This window comes from Hymenobacter yonginensis, from assembly GCF_027625995.1.
Classification (GTDB): domain Bacteria; phylum Bacteroidota; class Bacteroidia; order Cytophagales; family Hymenobacteraceae; genus Hymenobacter; species Hymenobacter yonginensis.
This window is the reverse complement of sequence record NZ_CP115396.1, coordinates 1866091-1884802: the sequence shown is the minus strand read 5'-3', so window position 1 is coordinate 1884802 and position 18712 is coordinate 1866091. Positions and strand designations below refer to the sequence as shown.

Genomic DNA, 18712 nt, shown 5'->3' with positions numbered 1-18712 from the left:
CGCCCCCGATGGCTGAGAATAGCGAAGAACGGAAAGTACGCATCGTCGTTGATGCCATGCAGGCCACGGCCAGCGCCAAGGAAATGGGCGCTGGGCTGGCCGTGCTGAAGAATCAACTGGATAAAATGGCGGAGGATGACCCAAACCGGGCCAAACTCCAGGATGATTTTGCCCGGCTGAATCAGCGGCTCACGGCTACCCGCGCCGAGATGCGCACGGTCATCCAAACCGAAGAGGAACTGGCTGCCGCACATAGTAAGCTGGTGGCCGAAAACCGCGAGGTGGTGCTCAACGGCCAGAAAGTAGAGGCCACCTTCAACCAGATGAAGGCGGCCGCCACCCAGCTGGAGCGGGAGCTGCACGAGCTGAGTGGCGACGACCCCGGCCGGGCCAAACTGCTAGCCGATTACCGGGCCCTGCAGGAGCGCATCGAGGGCGTAAAAAAGGAAATGGGGGAGGCCACCGACCAGGGCCTCACCTTCAAGGACGCGCTGGCCTTCGCCGGCGTGGCCGTCACGGCCGAGGCCGCCCTGGATATGATCAAGGAGCTGGGGGCGGAGGTGATTGCCACCACCAAGGAGTTGGGCAAGATGCGCGCCGACATCAACTCGCTCACCGGGGCCAGTGGTGCGGAGCTGGATCAGCTCACGGTGGGGGTGCGGGCCGTGTCGCAGGCCTTCGGCAAGGAATACAACGAGGTGCTGGTGGCCAGCAACGCGCTCAGCAAGCAGATGGGCATCAGCCAGCAGGAGTCGCTGCGGCTGATTGAGCAGGGCTTCATTGCCGGCGCTGATGCGTCGGGCGAGTTCCTCGACCAAGTAAAGGAGTACGGCCCCCAGTTCAAGGCGGTGGGTCTGAGCGCCAACGAGGCGGTCGGGATGATTTCGCAGTCCATCACCACCGGCGTGTTCAGCGACAAGGGTGCCGACCTGATCAAGGAGTTCGGCCTGCGCATCAGTGAGCAGACCAAGTCGACCAGTGACGCCATGGAGGCGGCCTTTGGTACGGAGTTCACCCATAAGCTATTCAAGGGCATTAACGACGGCAGCATCACTTCGGCCCAGGCCCTGCAGCGCGTGGCCCAGCAGATGGACGAGACGAAAATTCCCGCCAACCAGCTGCAAACCGTCATTGCCGACGTGTTCGGCGGGCCGGGCGAGGACGCGGGCCTGGCCTATATCCAGTCGCTGAAGAACGTGACCAAGGGCGTGGACGAGCTGGTGGACTCCACCAACCCCTACGTGCAGCAGCAGCAGGCGCTGCTCGCCTCGCAGAAGGAGCTGGCCGGCGCGCAGAACGAGCTGGCCAAGCAGTTCGAGGGCACCGGCAACAGCCTGCAGGTGCTGGCCAACGAGGGCATGACGTTTCTCTACACGCTGCTGGTGTCGCTGGGGGCTACGTTCCGGGAACTCTACGCGCCGATTCAGCAGATCTGGCAGGAGCTGCTGGAGTTGGGCGAGAGCATGGGCTTCGTGAGCAAGGAAGGCAGCCTGGCCAGGGACATTGCCAACGGGCTAGGCACGGTGCTGCGCCTGCTGTTCACGCCCACGCGCCTGGTGTACGAAGGCTTCGGTCAGATGGCCAAGGGGCTGATCGAGTGGGTGAAGCAGTCGGAGCCGGCCAAGGCGGCCGTGCTGGTCATGATTGCCCCGCTGCGGCTGCTGTTCGACATGCTGCGCGACTCGCCGGCGTTCTTCGAAGGCTTCAGCGCGGCCGCGCAGGCCAGCTTCGGGCAGGTGGGCAAGGCCTGGCGGGCCGTGCTGCGCGGTGATTTCACCGCCGCCGGCCAGGAGCTGGCCACCATCGGCGGGGCCGCCGGCCGCGCCTACCTCAACGCCTTCGACGCCGCCCGGGCCGGCCGGCCCGCAGCAACGGCCACTGCCAAGGTTTCGGGCGGGGAGCCAGGCACCAGGCCCGGCGCCGGCGGCGACGGCACCACCCAGGAGCAACGCGACAAAGCGGCCAAAGACGCTCAGGCCGCCCGCGAGAAAGAGCGGAAGGAAAGGAAAGCGGCGCAGGACAAAGCCGACCAGGAGCGCCTCAACGACCTGAAACGGTTTGTGCAGGACGAGCTGGTGGTGCTCGATAGTCGGGATATGCTCCGGGCGGCCCGCGATGTGAGCAGCTACAACGACGAGCAGCAGCGGCGCGAGCAGCAGCGCCAGAAGCTCTTCGAGGCCGCCACGGCCCAAGTCAATAAGCTGACCGGGCTGGAACTCGACTACTCCGACCAGGTGAAAGCCATCGTGGCCGAGCGCGACCTGAGTTTGCGCGAGCTACAGGGTAAGTTTGAGGAGGAGGACGAGAAGCGCCGGCAGGAGACTCTCGACAAGCAGATTGCCCAGACCGAGGCGGACAAGGGCGTGCGCCTCTCCGAGCTGGAACTGCAGCTGGCCGAGGGCGTGCTCAGCGAGCAGGCCTACCAGGACGCGGTGTTTGCCGTCAAGCAGGCCGCGATGGAGCGGGAGCTGGAGCTGGTCAAGCAGAAAAGCGGCGAGGAGTCCGACGAGTACAAGAAACTGCTGGCCGAAAAGAACCAGGGTCAGGCTGAGTATACGGCCAGGCAAAAATCGACGGCCCAGGTAGAGCAGGCCATCAGTCAGGCCCGCCGGCTGATGGAGTCGGAGGAGATGAACCTGGTTCTCTCCAACCTAAATAAGAAGTCCCTCTTCTATAAAGCGGCCATGGCGCTGCAGAAGAGCCTGGCGCTGGCCGAAATTGCCATGAGCGTACCCAAGCAGTGGGCGGCCAACGCCGAGGCCGGCGCGAAGATCTCGGCCTCGGCCCCGCCGTTCACCGTGCCGCTGGGCGTGGCCTACACCGTGGGGGCCAACATCGCCTCGACGGTGGGTGCCGGTGTGGCGGCCGCCAAAATCATGGGCATCGGGTTCCGCAAGGGCGGCGCCACCGGCACGGCCGCCGCGGCCGAGTCGCCGCTGGCCCTGTCTGGGTTCCAGATCGGAGCTAACGGGAAGCTGCTCGATGCCGAAGGCTACGCGGTGGCCGGCGTGGTGCACGAGAACGAGTACGTGATACCCGAGTGGATGCGGGCCGATCCGCAGGTGGTGCGCATCGAGGAGTTTCTGGAGCAGAAGCGGCTGCGCGGCTACCTCGACGGCGGGCCCACCTCGGCCGACGTGGCGCCGGCCAGCGTGGCCGCGACCACCGGCGCCGGCGCCGACCAGCTGCTGGTGCAGGTGCTCGGCCGGCTCGACTCGCGCCTGCAGGGCGTCGAGCAGTGGCAGCGGGAACTGGCCGTGTACTTGGAGGTGCAGCCGCTGGAGCAAACGCTCGAGGAGCGGGAGCAAACCCGGAAGGCGGCTGAAATCCGGTAAGCCGGGGCGTTCGGCCTAGTTTTTGTAAACTGCAAATCAGCGTCTTGTTTAAGCGCGCCTGCACTTTATGCGGCTAATTCCTACCAATTCATAAGGGCTGCTTGCCAGCAGCTAGTAACCCAACTCGTTATGAGCGTACGCTTATTCACTACTCCCTTCGTGGCCACCGCTTTGCTGATGAGCTGCCTGGCCTGCTCCAAGAAGGAGGACGTATCCCCCGCCCCTAATACCGGCAGCTTTGCGCTGGATGGGGTTGCCATCAGCTGCCAGGCGAAAGTGACGCGCAGCGCGGGCAGTATTGGCTCTAACGCCTACGATTTTCTTGACCTTAACCTAGCGCCCCCTAGGCCGGCTGGCGCAGTTCAGCGGTTGGTTCTACACCTGTATAAAGTACCCGGCTCCCCGGCCAATACCTACCTGCTCAGCCGGCTATCGGTCTACAGCGGTGGCAACGCCTCACCTTACAATTTTGCGGGTAAGAGCTTCACGCTGATGGAAACAAGTGAAGGAAAGTTTTCCGGTAGTTTCACCGGGCAGGTAAAGGCGAACAGCAGTTCCATCCCTGGTCCCTACTCAACGATTACAGACGGCATTTTTACCGAAGTGCAATTCTAGCGGTAGCCTTCCCTGTTCAGATTAGAACTCAATTCTGAACGGGTTTGCTACCCACGCAAACGCCCCCGAAAACACGGTTTTTCGGGGGCGTTTGCATGAGGTGTTTTGAACATGCCGTTTATAGTATCAGCCAATAGCCATAGAGCCCCAGGATGGTCAGGCTGAGTGGTTCGGTAAAGAAGCAGCCCGGCCGAGGCTACCGCTGGGCAAACCCCTGGCTGGTCAATTTCAGCGCACGTAAATCCAGGCCGTATTGCGTCTTGAACAGGTTTCCGATGCCTTGCTGGTAGGCTGGCAGCTTGCCTTGCTTCAGAGCCGACTGCCAGCCCCCCTGCACGATGACGGTTTGCAGCTTCATTTCCTCGCCCACCTGCGCGGCGCGGTTGCGGGCTAGGGTGTTGACCGCCAGCAGTGGCGCTACCTGCGCCCGCACGCTACGGGCCATCGGCACCGTAATCGCCCTGCCATCCTGTATGTTATGCACGATGGCGTAGCCCATCAGCATATACGCCGCTAGCGCGTCGGCGGCATCATTGTCGCGCAAGCCGGTGCCAGCAAGAATGGTGCGGTATACCTGCCCATAGTCGTACTTACCGGGACCGAAGGCCGTATTCACCACCTGCGCGCCTCCCGGGTCGCTGCTTTTCAGGCGGCTGACGTAGCTCTGCACCGTTTGCTGGCGCAGGCTGGGTGTAGAGGTGTAAGCGGTGCTACCTGTGGTGCTCGTCGAGCGGGTGTTGGCACTAGCCTTGCTCCGGGTGCCGATGGCATTGCCGTTGCGCTCCATGGCTTTGTCCAGCATCGACTTATTGATAATCCCGCTGGTAATGACCTGGATATTGCTGTTGTAGATTTCCATGGTCAGTTCCGGCGACGGCTGGGCCTGCAGGTGCAAAGCAGTGAGGAGTAGTGCTCCAACTGTCAAAAAAGAAGAGCATTTCATGGTCATAATAGAAAAACAGTGGATAATGGCTGAGCCCCAACCGCTTGACAAATGCTTGCGCAGTGAGCGTGTGGATGTGCGGCGAAAGGCTACGTCGAGGGGCAAGAGCGTGAGTAGCTTATTGCGAAGCGGCGAATTTCTGTCCTCTACGCTCGGCAGCGAATGGAGGTTAATACCAGCCTAGCCCCGGGCGCTCACATATAGTAGTTGATTTTAGAGAGCATTAAAAAGGGCGGGGCACCTTCATGCTCCAATCACTGCAGGCACAAGCAGGACGAATACCCTCATACCTGCAACCCTTGCCCGTAGCCACGTATCTGACTACTCCACCCTTTTTGATGCTCTCCGCGTTAAGTAGTGCTCTTAGAAAACGGATAATATAGTACACTAAGGAATCCCACCGTTTATTTGAACTGCCTGACTTGTGGAAAGGACGAGTTGCCGTGCCAGCCTGTGAATTCGCTCCATGGCCTGTAGCACGTATTCGACCGTAGGGCTGCTGGGGAATGCTGTTGCACGACTGCAAAAGAAGCAAACTTGACTTCTCTACTCCGTCTGTTACTTTGCTTATTACTATGCGTATCCTGCCTCAACTGCTGCTCCTGGGCGTACTAGGCACTGCCGCCTGCGGCCCGACGGCTACCCCAGAAACGAGCGCACCGGCAGCCGTTCCTGCTCCTGCCCCGGCGACCGTGGCAGCGCCCCCACGAGCGAGCGTCAGCGCCGCTTTCAGGCGCGCCGCGCCAACTAGTGTTGCCGGTTCCGACGACTTGGTTGCCGATCGGTCTGACCTGTCGATGCCGCTTGTGGCTGACTCTCTGCGGGCCTATTGGGGCGGGCGGCCCCTCCCGGTCTCGTCGTTGACCACCCCGCGGCTAACCGACCTCGGCGTCGAGGCCTACCCGGAAGTGACGCGGCGCGTCTGGGTCGGTCAGGGCGTTGAGCAGATGCCGCGCTTCTACTTTCATTCCGGCGCCGATACGAGCCAGTGGGTGAGCACGCAACTAGAACCGGTGGGGGCGGAATTTCGCGCCCACGACCAATTGACCGTGGACACGGTGGGGCTCGGTCCCGGGCAGCCGCTGGGGTTGCTGGTCCAGGCGGCGGGAGCGCAGCGCTTTTGGGGCGGACAGGTGGACTACCAGTTCGTGGAGCTGCTGACGCTCGAGCCGCAGCCGCGCCTGCTGTTGAAAAGCGAAACCAGCTGGACCAATACCAGCTATGGCCGCCGAAGCGAAGGCGAATTTGACGACGACGCGGCTGGTGAAGAGCGGCGCGAACAAACTATTCAAGTCCAGAGCGGTACCATCCGCGTCGGGCCAGTGCGGGTAGTGGAGCGCTTGGGTGCGGAGCGAACGGCCCAAACACTGCGCACCGTGCCCATGACCATGGTTCCCCCGGGCTGCTACCGCTACCAGGCCGGCCAACTGGTACGCATCGGCCGCTGAGCGTAGCACGAAGATGCCTCGACTTCTTCGCGGTTGGTCGCTTCGACAAAGCAACGAGCAAGAATGGCGCTCATGTTGTTTTTTAGCCGAATGCAATCAAACCCTCGGTTTACTAAACTACTCAATCAGCACGGAAAAGAAGGCCGCTGTAGCACCTAGGGAGTTTAAGGAACCCGTCTACGAATCAAGGTTTACGAAACGTGCCAAGTAGATGAGTTTCGTAAACTCGGTGGTCTCCAAAAAACGGTCGATTTCTGGACACGTTTTACACCCGCCTTCACGGCTCCGAAAACACGGTTTTTCGGGGCCGTTTATACTACCCTTTTTTGGACACCTAATTAACCACTTATCTAGGTTAACGCTACGCAACATCTTGGCCGCAAAAAAGCCCAGCCGGGTGGGCTGGGCTTTTAACTAAGGCAAGTCCCTCAAATGAACACTGTTCTGGTTTGGATTCTGAACTTGCCATTCTTGACGAGGAAAAACTTCATAAGAGACTGGCCGTCGACGACCTGATACAATCTACCTGAAAAGGTGCCCTCCACCATTCCATTCGCGGTACTTGTAATCTCTACTTTAAGCGGTTTACCGTAGCCAGTCCCTCCTTTGAAAAGCGACAGAGGCTCATTGTTGGGGCCTAACGACCAAATTGAGACGGTGATTGCCTCACAAACGGCATGATTAGCATATGGCCAAGAAGCTGGCATCGCTTTCTGAAATATCCCAGTATTAACAAAGCTGATATTAACCTGAACGTCTGCATTCGGATTCTGTCTGATGAGTTGGCCCGACTCTGAACTTTGTGCATTGTTAATATAGAACGTGCTCGATACGCTCGGCCATTTATCTGTGGCACAGTTTAGTGGTATGCCATCAAATTCACCTGAGATATATTCATCTGCTGCCGGGCTTGATTGCGCAACGCGTAGGAAGGCAGAAAGTGGGTTGGCAACTGGCGCTTCCGGTTGCATGCCATCAGTCTCCTTTTGGCAGGATGTGAAGAGCGCCAGGAAAAGGAGGGGATACGAAAATAGTTTTAGCATGGGACTAGTAGTTAGGAGTACAACTATTACTGCCTTCAATATATACTTAAATTTACATCATATAGTCCAGTATTCTTAATTCGTGAAAATTAGCGGTTTCTAACTCAATAGGCTGTGCACCTCGTAAGCGGTTGCAGTATTCATCTTCCCAAAACCTATTCTTATGCCACCAGCGTGACGGGCGGTTCGTTTTGGCTGGCCGCCGCACGATAATGAGTCGCATGAGGTAGGTATACGGGACGTGGCTGGGACATTACCTCTGCCTTCTTGATTGCAAATGAGTCCACCTAGACTACTGCTTTTTCAGCATGAAAGCTGCCATCTATGCCCGCGTGAGCACTCGCGACAAGGGCCAAGACAACGAGAACCAGCTGCGTGAGCTGCGAGCCTTCGCCGAGCGGCTGGGCTACACGGTATATAAGGAGTACCTCGATACCGAGTCGGGCGGCAAGGCCGAGCGGCCGCAGTTTCAGCAGCTCTTTACCGATGCCCACCAGCGCCGCTTCGACGTGGTGCTGTTCTGGGCCCTGGACCGCTTCAGCCGCGAAGGCGTCATCGAAACGCTTAACCACCTGCAGCGGCTCTCGCACGCGGGCGTGCAGTTCAAGAGCTACTCCGAGCAGTACCTGGACTCGACCGGCATGTTCAAGGAGGCTATCATCAGCATCCTGGCTACCATTGCCAAGCAGGAGCGGGTGCGACTGGGCGAGCGGACCAAGGCCGGACTGGCCAAGGCCGTGGCCAAGGGCAAGCAGCTGGGCCGGCCGGGTGTTGACAACGAGAAGCAGGCCCATGTGCTGCGGCTCAAGGCCACCGGCATTTCCAACCGGGCCATCGCCACAGCGCTGGGGCTCTCACCGAGCACCGTGGCCAAATACCTGTTCGCGTAATTTCCTGTCCTTTTCGCCGGCACTGCTGGGCGTGAGTTTTGGGCTCTTGTTTCACACAATCCCAACCTAAACCCCAGTCGTATGAGAAACCTTATGTTGCTGCTTTTCGGCGGCATCGGCTTGTGGCTGGCCACCGCCTGCAGCGCGCCGGCCTACGTCAAACAGAGAGGGTCTGACCTCACCACACTCCACCAGCAAGCGCGCCATGTGCACGTCGACGTGGAGGCGGCCCCCGTTACAATTGAGCAGGTCGGCGTCGCGCAACTCACGGCTGTGCTGACCAACGAGGGCAGCAGGCCACGGCCAGGAGGTCGGTTCTACACCCGGTGGCGCCGGGTGCACGGTCGCTGGTACCAATACACCTACGCACGTAACGATATGATACGTCGTTTGAGAAAGCTGTTCTGACTTTAAACTAACACGGGGTAGCAGAATGCTACCCCGTGTTAGTTTACTCAGTGCATACAATTATTGCTATTTGCCCTTCTGGCCGCGGCCGGTAAGGTAAAAGTCACGGTTAGCCTGATATTTCTCAAACTGAATCGGTGAAAGCACTGGCTTGAGGGCATTTTCAAACTGCTGGATTGCGGCTTCCTGGTTTTGCTCCCGATCACGCACCAGCGTTTCCGCATACTGGCGCACAGCGTCACGCTGGCCATTGAAAAGACCGCCAAGACCCTTTTCAATGCGAGTCGCAATAGCACCAGCAGCTTCTGCCTGTGTACGTGGCCCCTTCGTTGCTGCAGGACGCGCTCCTTTCCCGGTCATTACATACTCTCTGTATGCCATGTACTGCTCAAACTGAATTGGAGAGAGCGTTGGCTTCAGGGCGTTTTCAAACTGCTGGATTGCGGCTTGCCGGTTTTGGCCCCGGTCACGCACCAGCGTTTCCGCATATTGGCGCACAGCGTCACGCTGGCCATTGAAAAGACCGCCAACCAACTGCTCTAAGCGGTTCGAAATTGATGCTGCCTGACTGGCTTGGTTCTGCGCAACGGCAGTCGTGGGAAGTAGGACTGGCACGACCAATGCGCTAGTGACCCCGATTTGGGCTAATGAGGCAGTTAGAGCAAGCTGTTTGATGAATGGAGGGAACTTCATATGAAAAAGAAAAAGACAGTGAAGACTAGTACCCAAAGTACGTGCCAACTGTACTTGGAAACTGTACTTAAAAACAATGGCCCTGATACGGCAATGATTTTTTTTGGCTGTAATTATGAAAGAAATTTTATCAGAAAAGGAATAATGCCTGTGCATAAGTAGTATAGTCTCTCTTGCGAAGGCGAAGAAAATAACCTAGATCGGCCGAGCACCCGGTGCCACCGGGTGCTCGGCCGCTGGTACCTGTTTACCTTCCGAAAAGGCGAGCGGAGAACCAGCCTCCACCAGCTGAAAATCGCGGCCAAAACGTAGCAGGCTTGGCCACTATACCTGCCACTATTTTCGAGCGAAACCTGCTTTAAATTGTAATAAGAAGGTTTTCAGGCCTTGAAATAAGTCCGGGTGGGGCGGCCTTTTTTGTGCCCATATAGTTCGAGGCAAATGCCTTCGCCGCCGGTAAACGAATATAAAAAATGGTCAGCCTACTCTGTGAGTAGGCTGACCATTTCAGTAAGGAGAGCAGTTTCAGGCAAACGGCACCAGCGCCGCTAGCAGCGTATTGAGCATCTGGTGCCAGCGCGAGTAGGTGAGCGTACCACCTGCGGCCGCCTCGCGGCGAGCCGTAGTCAGCCAGGTGAGCAGTACGTCTTTGGCCGGCATAGGCCAGTCGGGGCCGGAGGCGTGCTCGGGCCACTGGGCGGCGGGCCATTGCTGCAGAAAATACTCTGCCTGATCGGCGATGCGGCCGAGGCGGGCCGCGGCGTAAGGGTCGGTGTGTTGCAGGTGCCGGGCGTTGCGGTAGAGGGTGCGCAGCGACCGGCTCAGCGTGAGCGAGTCTTGGGTAAGTCGCTCCGGGGTGAGTTCGTCCGAGGTATTCATCGGTCCCACTTACGACAGGAAAAAACGCCCCGGATTTACCGTTTAAGCAGAAAATAGCTAAATTTTCGTGGGGGAATTATCCGCCGGAAAGCGGCGTTTACTCTTCCTTCGAGGCCGAAATCCGGCGGGGCAATTCGGCGTCATCATCGAGCAGCTCCACGCTGCTGCCGTGGTCGGGTGAGAGGCGTTTCCAGACGGCTTCCTTCAGTTCGTCGAGGCGGTGCAGGGTGTCCTGCACGGTGCCGTGGCTGCGGATTTTGTCGAACAGCCCGGTCTTCTGGCCCACCTTCACCATCTGCTCCAGCACAACGGGCAGAATCCAGCCCACCACGCTGGAGGCCAGCGCCCCGCGCAGCCCGATGCGCACTAGCAGCCGCGCCGCCATGCGTTCCAGCAACAGGGCCCGCGCTGCCGGCAGGGCTTTGTTGGTCAGAAAGTCTGCCGCCAGCTGCTGATTGCCCTTTTTCAGTTCGGCCCGCAGCACTTCCTGAATAGAATCGAGGGCGGAGGCGGCGGCTTTGCGGAACAGACGGCCCGTTTGCCAGGCGGCCATGCCGGTCAGCAGGCCGGCGGTGCGCAGGAAGTGGGGGAGCAGGATTACTTTTTTCATGTCAGAAGCAAGTACGCAAAATCACGCCCAACTGGTGCGGAAATGGATAGTTGCTCGTTGTCAGTTGTTCGTCAGGATAGGGAAATGCCCGGATGCTAGCAAACACTGCTTTACGACTGACAACTGGCAACGAACAACCAGCAGCGTAGCCGTGCACGTATGGGGAGCGAGGCGGATGTTCGCCTTGTTCCACTTGATTTCGTCTATGAAAGCCATTGTTATTACCCAGGCCGGCGGCCCCGAGGTGCTGGAGTTGCAGGAGCAGCCCCGGCCGGTGCCGGCCGCCCATGAAGTGCTGATCCGGGTGCACGCGGCCGGCGTCAACCGGCCCGACGTGCTGCTGCGGCAGGGCAAATATGCCGGCTCCGGCGACGTGGCCGGAACCGTACCGGGCCTGGAAATAGCTGGGGTAGTGGAGCAGTGCGGCGCTGCCGCCGCCCGCTGGCATCCCGGCGACCGGGTGTGCGCGCTGCTGGCCGCCGGCGGCTACGCCGAGTACGCCGTAGTGGATGCCCGCCACTGCCTGTCGGTGCCGGCTGGTTGGGAATTCGCGGCGGCGGCGGCGCTGCCCGAAACGGTGTTTACGGTCTGGCACAACGTGTTTCAGCGGGGGCAGCTGCAGTCCGGCGAGCGGCTGCTGGTGCACGGCGGCAGCAGCGGCATTGGCACCACGGCCGTGCAGCTGGCTACGGCCCTGGGTAGTTCGGTAGCAGTCACGGTGGGCAGCGAGGCCAAGGCTGAGGCCGTACGCCAGCTTGGGGCCGATCTGGTCGTCAACTACAAAGAGCAGGATTTTGAGGAAGCGGTGCAGGCCGCCGGTGGCGCCGATGTGGTGCTGGACATGATTGGCGGCGACTACACGGCCAAAAACCTGCGTTTGCTGCGCGACGACGGCCGCCTCGTGTTCATCAATGCCATGCAGGGCGGTAATGCCGAGTTCAACGCGCTGGAGGTGATGCGCCGCCGCCTGACCATTACGGGTAGCACGCTGCGGCCCCGCTCCGCCGACTTCAAGGCCGCGCTGGCGGCCGAGGTGGAGCGCCATGTGTGGCCGCTGCTGGCGGCCGGCAAAATGAAGCCGCTACTGCACCACACCTTTCCGCTGGCTGAGGCTGCTGCCGCGCACGAAATGCTGGAAAGCAGCGCCCACATTGGCAAGCTGGTGCTGCTGGTAGTGGAATAATTTTGAGTAAGCAGGATTTTTCAGCGAACCATAAGCCGGTAGCTGCGTACAAGGGGGGATTTCGCCGGCCTATGTGTGGCGAACTGCCGCTCTCTGCTCACACCTGCACATTATGCTTACCGCTTTACTTATCGGGGCTACCGGACTGGTCGGCGACTATACGCTGCGCCAGTTGCTCTCCGATACCCGTTTTGACCGTATCAAAGTTTTTACCCGCCGGCCAACCGGTTACCACAATCCCGAACGGCTGGAAGAACACCTCGTGGACTTCGACCAGCCACAGCAGTGGCAGCACCTGCTCACCGGCGACGTGCTGTTTTCGGCCCTGGGCACCACCCTGGGCCAGGCCGGCAGCACGGCCGGGCAGTATAAGGTAGACTATACCTACCAGTTCCAGACCGCGGAAGCCGCGGCGCAGAACGGCGTGGCCACCTACGTGCTGGTGTCGTCGGCGTCGGCCGATCCGGAGGCTTTCGTGTTTTACACCCGCATGAAGGGCGAGCTGGAGCGCGCCATCAAGCGGCTGCCTTTCCAGCGAATTCGCATCATTCAGCCCGGGATGCTGGCCGGCAGCCGCCACACGCCCCGCCTGTCGGAGCGCATTGCGCTGCCCCTTGCTGATCTGATAGCCCGGGTGCCCGGCCTGCAGCAGTACCGCCCCATCCACGGCCGCGAGGTGGCCCAAGCCATGATCAACGCTGCCCTGGACACCAAGCCCGGCGTGCAGACCGATGCGCTGGAGGGCGTATTCCGGCGCGCCAACCAACAGTAGCGAAAGAAGCAGCACGTCACTTCCCACACAAAAAAGAAGCGAGTATCCGGTACCAGCCCGCTTTGGGGCCGCGCCGGATACTCGTTTCTTTTTTTGTGCAGGAGATCAGGTACGTCCGCGTTGCATCAGGTTTTCTCCCGCATAATGATGCATCGAATGGAAGATTACGGGTGCTGGCTGACAGGCTCTGCTGGCGGATAGGATTGGCCGGCACCACTGCCGCCTGGCAGTGGCCGCCTACGCCAGAAAATCCGGCACCACCTGCAGGCAGACGGGCGCGGGCACTTCCACCACCACGCCTGTAGGCGTCAGCCGGCCCGTTTGCGCATTGATGGTGTAGGTGGCGATATTGTTGGAGTTCTGGTTGGCTACCAGCAGAATGGCGCCGCTGGGGTCGATGGCGAAGTTGCGGGGCGTTTTGCCCTGGGTGCTCACGTGTTCTACCAGCGTCAGGCGGCCGGAGTCGGGGGCTATGGCAAATACGGCCAGGCTGTCGTGGCCACGGTTGGTGGCGTACACAAAGCGGCCGTTGGGGTGCACGTGGATGTCGGCGCAGGTGTTGGGGGCCGTGAAGCCGGCCGGCAGCGTCGGCACGGTGTGCAGCTCCCGGAACGTGCCGGCCGTGGTGTCGTAGGTCAGGGCCGTGATGCTGCAGGCCAGCTCATTGATGAGGAAAGCCCAGCAGCCGTTGGGGTGAAACGTGAGGTGGCGCGGCCCGGCGCCTGGCTGAGTGGTGAAGGCCGGGGCCGGCAGCGGCGTCCACTGGCTACCATTGGCCGCCAACTGGTAGCCCAGCACCTGGTCGGTGCCCAGGTCCACGGCAAAGGCGAAACGGTTGGCGGGGTCGGGGAGGATGCAGTGAGCGTGGGGCTCGCCCTGGCGGTTTTTAACGGGCCCCGAGCCGCGGTACTGGGCAGTGGCGGCCGATGGCTGTAGCTTGCCATCCGGGGCGAGAGGCAGCAGGCTCACGCTGCCGCCGCCGTAGTTGGCCACCAGCGTTGCCTGGTTGCTGCCGGCTATGCTGACGTAGCAGGGGCCACCGCCGCCCGACAGCTGCTGGTTGAGCAGCATGAGGCCACCCGTGCGCCGGTCGATGGCAAAGGCGCTGACGAAGCCGCTTTTTGCGCCCTGAAACTCGTCGACCTCATTGGCAGCGTAGAGATGCTGGCGCTTGGTATCAAGGGCTATATAAGTTGGGTTGGGGCCGCCTTTTTCGGCCCGCAGGCGGGTGAGGGCCCCGGTGGTGGCGTTTAGGCGGTAGAGGAAGATGCTGTCGGCCTCTGCCTTGGCGTAGGTGCCCACGTACACCAGATAGTCGGGGCGGCTGCGGCCTGTGAGGGCGGCAGCGCAGCCGGAGAGGCCCAGCGGCAAACCCACCAGCGTAAGGCCCGTGAGCTTCAGAAAATGGCGGCGGGACGTAGTGAAATCGGTCATGGCAGGGAAGGCAGGAGCCTAGTATAGCGGGCCGACAAGTTAGCGGGTAACGCGGGCTTTCGGTGCACGCCGTCCGGGTGGGGGCTGCCGGCCCGGCACTGGTCGGCGCCAGGCAGCTGGCGCGGCACCCGAACGTAGCGGCTACCTCGTACCTTTGCTCGGTCCCGCAACTTTCGACTTCCGCCGCCGGTTTTCTTTCTATGAACAAGACGTATTGCCCCAGCCTCACCGAATACAAGCGCCGCCTCAGCCGGGAAGTAAAAATCGGCGACCTGCCAATGGGCGGGCTCAACCCCATCCGGGTGCAGAGCATGACCACCGTGGACACCATGGACACGCTGGGCTCGGTGGAGCAGACGCTGCGCATGGTGGAAGCCGGCTGCGAGTACGTGCGCATCACGGCCCCCAGCGTGAAGGAGGCCCAGAACCTGCTCGAAATCAAGAAGGAGCTGCGCAAGCGCGGCTGCACTGTGCCGCTCATTGCCGACATCCACTTCACGCCCAACGCCGCCGAGCTGGCCGCCCGCATCGTGGAGAAAGTGCGCGTGAACCCCGGCAACTACGCCGATAAGAAGAAGTTCGAAGTCATTGAGTACACCGACAGCAGCTACGCCGCCGAGGTGGAGCGCATCCGGGAGCGGTTCCGCCCGCTGGTGCAGATCTGCAAGCAGTACGGCACGGCCATGCGCATCGGCACCAACCACGGCTCTTTGTCCGACCGGATTCTGAGCCGCTACGGCGATACGCCGCTGGGCATGGTGGAGTCGGCGCTGGAATTTCTGCGCCTCTGCGAGGAGGAAAACTACTACGACGTGGTGCTGAGCATGAAGGCCAGCAATACCCAAGTGATGGTGCAGGCCTACCGCCTGCTGGTGCAGAAGCTCGATGAGGAGGGCCTGCAGCCTTACCCGCTGCACCTGGGCGTAACGGAAGCCGGCGAGGCCGAAGACGGCCGCATCAAATCGGCCGTGGGCATCGGCACGCTGCTCGAAGACGGCCTGGGCGACACCGTGCGCGTGTCCCTCACCGAAGCCCCCGAAGCCGAAGCCCCCGTAGCCAAGGCGTTGATTGATAGGTATACGAACCGGGCGCAGGAGGCTAAGCGTATTCCTCCAGTTGTTAGTTCTTCGTTGTCAGTTGTCAGTGAGAATGACGCTCCAAACGAACTGACAACTGACAACCAACAACTAACAACTACTATTCCCATCGACCCTTTCCAGTACCACCGCCGCGTAACGCGAGAGGTGCTGAACCTGGGCGGGCAGAACGTGCCGCGCGTCATGGCCGACCTTTCGCGGCTGCCCGGCCTGGAATACGCTGATTTGCGCGCCGTGGGGCATCTGTATTCGGCGTTCCTGGATAAGTTTCAAATGAACGACCTGGGAGCCGACTACGTGTACTCGGGCCAGCGGCCCATTCCGTTCATGCTGCCCAACGGCCTGAAGGAAGTGGTGGACTACACCGCCTGGCTCGACGCCGGCCAGCGCTCCGACCACTACCCGCTGCTCACGGCCGAAGAGTACGCCGCGGCCGGTCCGCGCCACCCCGAGCTGAACTTCGTGCGCCACACCTTGGCCTCGCTCACGCCCGCCGCCCTGCCGCTGCTGCGCGCCGATGCCACGGCCGTGCTGCTGCTGCGCACCGACAACGCCCACGCCATGCCCGAAATCCGCCGGGCGTTCTTTGAGCTGCTGAACCACGCGGTGCCCAACCCCGTCATCATCCAGCGCCAGTACCCGGCCCTCACGCCCGAGCAAACCCAGCTCTACGCCGCCACCGACGTGGGCGGCCTGCTCCTCGACGGCCTCGGCGACGGGGTGCTGCTGAGCACCGAGCTGCTGCCCGAGCATTCGAAGGAGGAGTGGCTCACCACGCTCGACCAGCTCAACCAGCTCAGCTTCGGCATTCTGCAGGCGGCCCGCACCCGCATGAGCAAAACCGAGTACATCAGCTGCCCCAGCTGCGGCCGTACCCTGTTCGATCTGCAGGAAACCACCGCCATGATCCGTAAGCGCACCGACCACCTGAAGGGTGTGAAAATCGGTATCATGGGCTGCATCGTGAACGGCCCCGGCGAAATGGCCGACGCCGACTACGGCTACGTGGGTGTGGGCAAAGGCAAAATTGCCCTCTACCGCGGCCAGGAAGTCATCAAGAAATCCGTCCCCGAAGAACGCGCCGTAGACGAACTCATCGAACTCATGCGTGAAGACGGCCGCTGGCTGGAACCCGTGCTGCTGGAAGAGCCGGTGGTGGGGTAGGCGGCTTTATTACTGTTTTAATATGTGCTACTACGTTTACCTCGGAGCAGATGCTGATTTGCCTTTGGTGGCGTTAGATGCTAAAGAACCTGTTTTTAGCGTGCAGCCAATTGCAGCTTCTGATGCGGCAGTAGCCCCGCACTTCACTAAAAAGAACATATACCATCTGGGCTCCTGGCAAGGATGCTCCTGCGGATTTGCCAACGACATTGATTTCGAAGATGCTGAGTTAGTCGCGAAGAATTCCAGTTCAGTAAATGCCTTGCTGGCCTTCATTGATTCTGCACTCTCACAGGAGGACACAGTAGAGCTTCATACCTGCTGGGCTGGTAATCAATGGCAACTCCCAACTGAGCGAAAAAGCACAAGTCTTTATGAAATCCAGCGTTACGGTTTCGAGTTGGAAGAAGATGTCTTTCTGACCATCACCAAGTAGTGCTATGCGTGACTTCCGTAATTTAGAAACTGATCCATCATTGCATGACGCAGTGGTGGATCAGTTTCTGTTTCATAGAGGGCGTGCCCGGCTTCAAGTGGTCATTTGGAAAAATGATGATAGGCGGATATCATGGTGGCAGTTAATTATATCCGGCATCAGTAATGGTAGTAAGGTCCAGCGGATACAAGATTCGGTGGATGCGGCTCTTGCCAAAGCGTCACGGCATAGCTTGGGTTTTCGGATAGATGAATTTAAGTGTGTGAAACAGCCGTCCTCTCAACAGGGATGCGCAATGGCAGTTACTTTGTCTATTGACCATTTGCCATCGATAAGAATAGAGTGCGGCAAGTGCAACATTCAACGTTTAGACTATCCGCCGCTGAATTTCGAGTGTTAAAACATCCGCGCCGCTCATCCGTCCTCCCCAGCATGAAACTACGCGTGATACTCACCGGCACGACCGGTATGGTGGGGGAAGGGGTGCTGCTGGAGTGTTTACAGAACCCCGCCGTGGAGCAGGTGCTCAGCATCAGCCGCCGGCCCAGCGGGCACCAGCACCCCAAGCTGCGGGAGCTGCTGCACGAGGATTTCCAGAACTTCACGCCCATTGCTGATCAGCTGCGGGGCTACAACGCCTGCTTTTTCTGCCTGGGCGTATCGTCGGTGGGGATGCCGGAGCCGGAATACCGCCGCCTCACCTACGACCTGACCCTGCACTTCGCCCGCACCCTGCTAACCTACAACGGCCCCGAACTCACGTTCTGCTACATCTCGGGCGCCGGCACCGACGACACGCTGCGCAGCCGCCAGATGTGGGCCCGCGTGAAGGGCGAAACCGAAAACGAGCTGCGGCAGCTGGGCTTCCGGCAGGCGTTCATGTTCCGCCCCGGCTTCCTGCGGGCCACCCCCGGTCAGCAGCACGTGCTGTCGTACTACAAGTATTTCGGCTGGCTGTACCCCGTGGTGCGCGGCGTGGCCCCCAAATTCGCCTCCACGCTGCAGGAGCTGGGCCAGGCCATGCTGCACGTAGCCCAGCGCGGCTACCCTAAACCCATTCTGGAAGTGCCGGACATCGTGGCCGCGGCTAAAGGGTAGAGACGCAATAGCTAAAGTCCCGTCGTTGCTGATGTTGTTTGATTGATGCAGGTTACGGTCGCTCAACGACGAGTTGTACGGTGTAGAGACGCGATACTTCGCGTCTCATCGTTGCTGACGTTGTTTGTCTGGTGGTGCGGTTCCGGCCGTTCAACGACGAGACGCAAAATATTGCGTCTCTACACCGTGCCAGCTTGGTTTACTTACACTTCTCCTTGCGCCGCGTGTCGATGACGTGGGCGATGCGCCAGCCCTCGGCCAGCTTCACCAGCTGAAACGAGTTGTAGCCGCAGTGGCTGAAGGTGCTGCCCCGGTAGAACTCGTAGGGCGTCCAAACGCTGGCCAGGTTGGCATCGATGAGCACTTTTTCGAACGTGATGCGCTCATCCCACACCTCCGGGTGCGGCGTGCCCACGGCTTTCACAAACTCCGTGGGGTTTTCGGGGCGCAGCTGCGTCTGGCCGTTTTTGGCAGTGAGCGTGTGAAACACGGCGCCCGGGGCCAGCGTGGCGCGCACGGCGGCACTGTCGCCGCGGCGCATCCCGTCGAAGAAGCGGCGGATGGTTTGCTGCACAGCCTCGGTTTCGGTGGCCGGTTTGGTTTGGGCGAAGGTAGCCGACGCGGTGAGCAGCAGCGGCAGCAGGAGCAGAGGCTTCATAGGTTG

At 60.4% G+C, this 18712-nt stretch carries 17 protein-coding genes; 10 read left to right on the top strand and 7 right to left on the bottom strand.

What is annotated here, in order from left to right; all coding sequences use genetic code 11:
• Positions 1–8 precede the first annotated feature (8 nt).
• Both O9Z63_RS08255 and O9Z63_RS08250 read left to right on the top strand, forming a co-directional pair.
• Positions 9–3335, top strand: coding sequence for a phage tail tape measure protein (locus tag O9Z63_RS08255; RefSeq protein ID WP_270128823.1), 3327 nt, complete (start codon positions 9–11; stop codon positions 3333–3335).
• Between the two features lie 129 nt (positions 3336–3464).
• Positions 3465–3950: a hypothetical protein gene (locus O9Z63_RS08250; protein ID WP_270128822.1), complete on the top strand. Its 486-nt coding sequence runs from the start codon at positions 3465–3467 to the stop codon at positions 3948–3950.
• Between the two features lie 196 nt (positions 3951–4146).
• On the opposite strand, the gene O9Z63_RS08245 is transcribed toward O9Z63_RS08250, so the two are convergent.
• Entirely contained in the window at positions 4147–4893 is a 747-nt protein-coding gene (locus O9Z63_RS08245) for a hypothetical protein (RefSeq protein ID WP_270128821.1), read from the bottom strand.
• Positions 4894–5699: 806 nt separating this feature from the next.
• Here O9Z63_RS08245 and O9Z63_RS08240 point away from each other — a divergent pair.
• A complete protein-coding gene (locus tag O9Z63_RS08240) occupies positions 5700–6341 on the top strand; it encodes a hypothetical protein (RefSeq protein ID WP_270128820.1) in 642 nt (213 codons plus the stop codon).
• Positions 6342–6769: 428 nt separating this feature from the next.
• Here the strand turns inward: O9Z63_RS08240 and O9Z63_RS08235 are convergent, their stop codons facing one another.
• The gene (locus O9Z63_RS08235; RefSeq protein ID WP_270128819.1) at positions 6770–7384 is read right to left on the bottom strand and encodes a hypothetical protein; all 615 of its coding nucleotides are present in this window, start codon (positions 7382–7384) and stop codon (positions 6770–6772) included.
• Positions 7385–7692: 308 nt separating this feature from the next.
• Between O9Z63_RS08235 and O9Z63_RS08230 the strand changes: the two genes are divergently transcribed.
• Together O9Z63_RS08230 and O9Z63_RS08225 are read left to right on the top strand one after the other, a co-directional pair.
• Positions 7693–8274: a recombinase family protein gene (locus O9Z63_RS08230; protein WP_270128818.1), complete on the top strand. Its 582-nt coding sequence runs from the start codon at positions 7693–7695 to the stop codon at positions 8272–8274.
• A 93-nt stretch (positions 8275–8367) separates the two neighbouring features.
• Positions 8368–8682 carry a hypothetical protein gene (locus O9Z63_RS08225; RefSeq protein ID WP_270128817.1) on the top strand — a complete coding sequence of 105 codons (315 nt, stop codon included), beginning with the start codon at positions 8368–8370 and terminating at the stop codon, positions 8680–8682.
• Positions 8683–8748: 66 nt separating this feature from the next.
• On the opposite strand, the gene O9Z63_RS08220 is transcribed toward O9Z63_RS08225, so the two are convergent.
• The 3 genes from O9Z63_RS08220 to O9Z63_RS08210 all read right to left on the bottom strand — a co-directional run bounded on the left by O9Z63_RS08220 (position 8749) and on the right by O9Z63_RS08210 (position 10864).
• Entirely contained in the window at positions 8749–9375 is a 627-nt protein-coding gene (locus tag O9Z63_RS08220; RefSeq protein WP_270128816.1) for a hypothetical protein, read from the bottom strand.
• A 525-nt stretch (positions 9376–9900) separates the two neighbouring features.
• Positions 9901–10254 (bottom strand): hypothetical protein, encoded by a 354-nt coding sequence (locus O9Z63_RS08215; protein ID WP_270128815.1) that lies wholly within the window; start codon positions 10252–10254, stop codon positions 9901–9903.
• A gap of 97 nt (positions 10255–10351) precedes the next feature.
• Positions 10352–10864 (bottom strand): hypothetical protein, encoded by a 513-nt coding sequence (locus tag O9Z63_RS08210; RefSeq protein ID WP_270128814.1) that lies wholly within the window; start codon positions 10862–10864, stop codon positions 10352–10354.
• A 205-nt stretch (positions 10865–11069) separates the two neighbouring features.
• Here O9Z63_RS08210 and O9Z63_RS08205 point away from each other — a divergent pair, with 205 nt between their 5' ends.
• Both O9Z63_RS08205 and O9Z63_RS08200 read left to right on the top strand, forming a co-directional pair.
• Positions 11070–12047 (top strand): NAD(P)H-quinone oxidoreductase, encoded by a 978-nt coding sequence (locus O9Z63_RS08205; protein ID WP_270128813.1) that lies wholly within the window; start codon positions 11070–11072, stop codon positions 12045–12047.
• Between the two features lie 112 nt (positions 12048–12159).
• Positions 12160–12819, top strand: coding sequence for an NAD(P)H-binding protein (locus O9Z63_RS08200; RefSeq protein ID WP_270128812.1), 660 nt, complete (start codon positions 12160–12162; stop codon positions 12817–12819).
• 237 nt (positions 12820–13056) lie between these two features.
• Here the strand turns inward: O9Z63_RS08200 and O9Z63_RS08195 are convergent, their stop codons facing one another.
• Positions 13057–14253, bottom strand: a complete 1197-nt coding sequence (locus O9Z63_RS08195; RefSeq protein ID WP_270128811.1) for a lactonase family protein — start codon at positions 14251–14253, stop codon at positions 13057–13059.
• Positions 14254–14453: 200 nt separating this feature from the next.
• Between O9Z63_RS08195 and ispG the strand changes: the two genes are divergently transcribed.
• The 3 genes from ispG (at position 14454) to O9Z63_RS08180 (ending at position 18048) form a co-directional block, all read left to right on the top strand.
• Positions 14454–16514 carry a (E)-4-hydroxy-3-methylbut-2-enyl-diphosphate synthase gene (gene ispG / locus O9Z63_RS08190; RefSeq protein ID WP_270128810.1) on the top strand — a complete coding sequence of 687 codons (2061 nt, stop codon included), beginning with the start codon at positions 14454–14456 and terminating at the stop codon, positions 16512–16514.
• Positions 16515–16536: 22 nt separating this feature from the next.
• A complete protein-coding gene (locus O9Z63_RS08185; RefSeq protein WP_270128809.1) occupies positions 16537–16950 on the top strand; it encodes a hypothetical protein in 414 nt (137 codons plus the stop codon).
• A gap of 432 nt (positions 16951–17382) precedes the next feature.
• Positions 17383–18048 carry a Rossmann-fold NAD(P)-binding domain-containing protein gene (locus O9Z63_RS08180; protein WP_270128808.1) on the top strand — a complete coding sequence of 222 codons (666 nt, stop codon included), beginning with the start codon at positions 17383–17385 and terminating at the stop codon, positions 18046–18048.
• Positions 18049–18247: 199 nt separating this feature from the next.
• Here O9Z63_RS08180 and O9Z63_RS08175 read toward each other — a convergent pair whose 3' ends face one another.
• Positions 18248–18706 (bottom strand): nuclear transport factor 2 family protein, encoded by a 459-nt coding sequence (locus tag O9Z63_RS08175; protein ID WP_270128807.1) that lies wholly within the window; start codon positions 18704–18706, stop codon positions 18248–18250.
• Between the last annotated feature and the right edge of the window lie 6 nt (positions 18707–18712).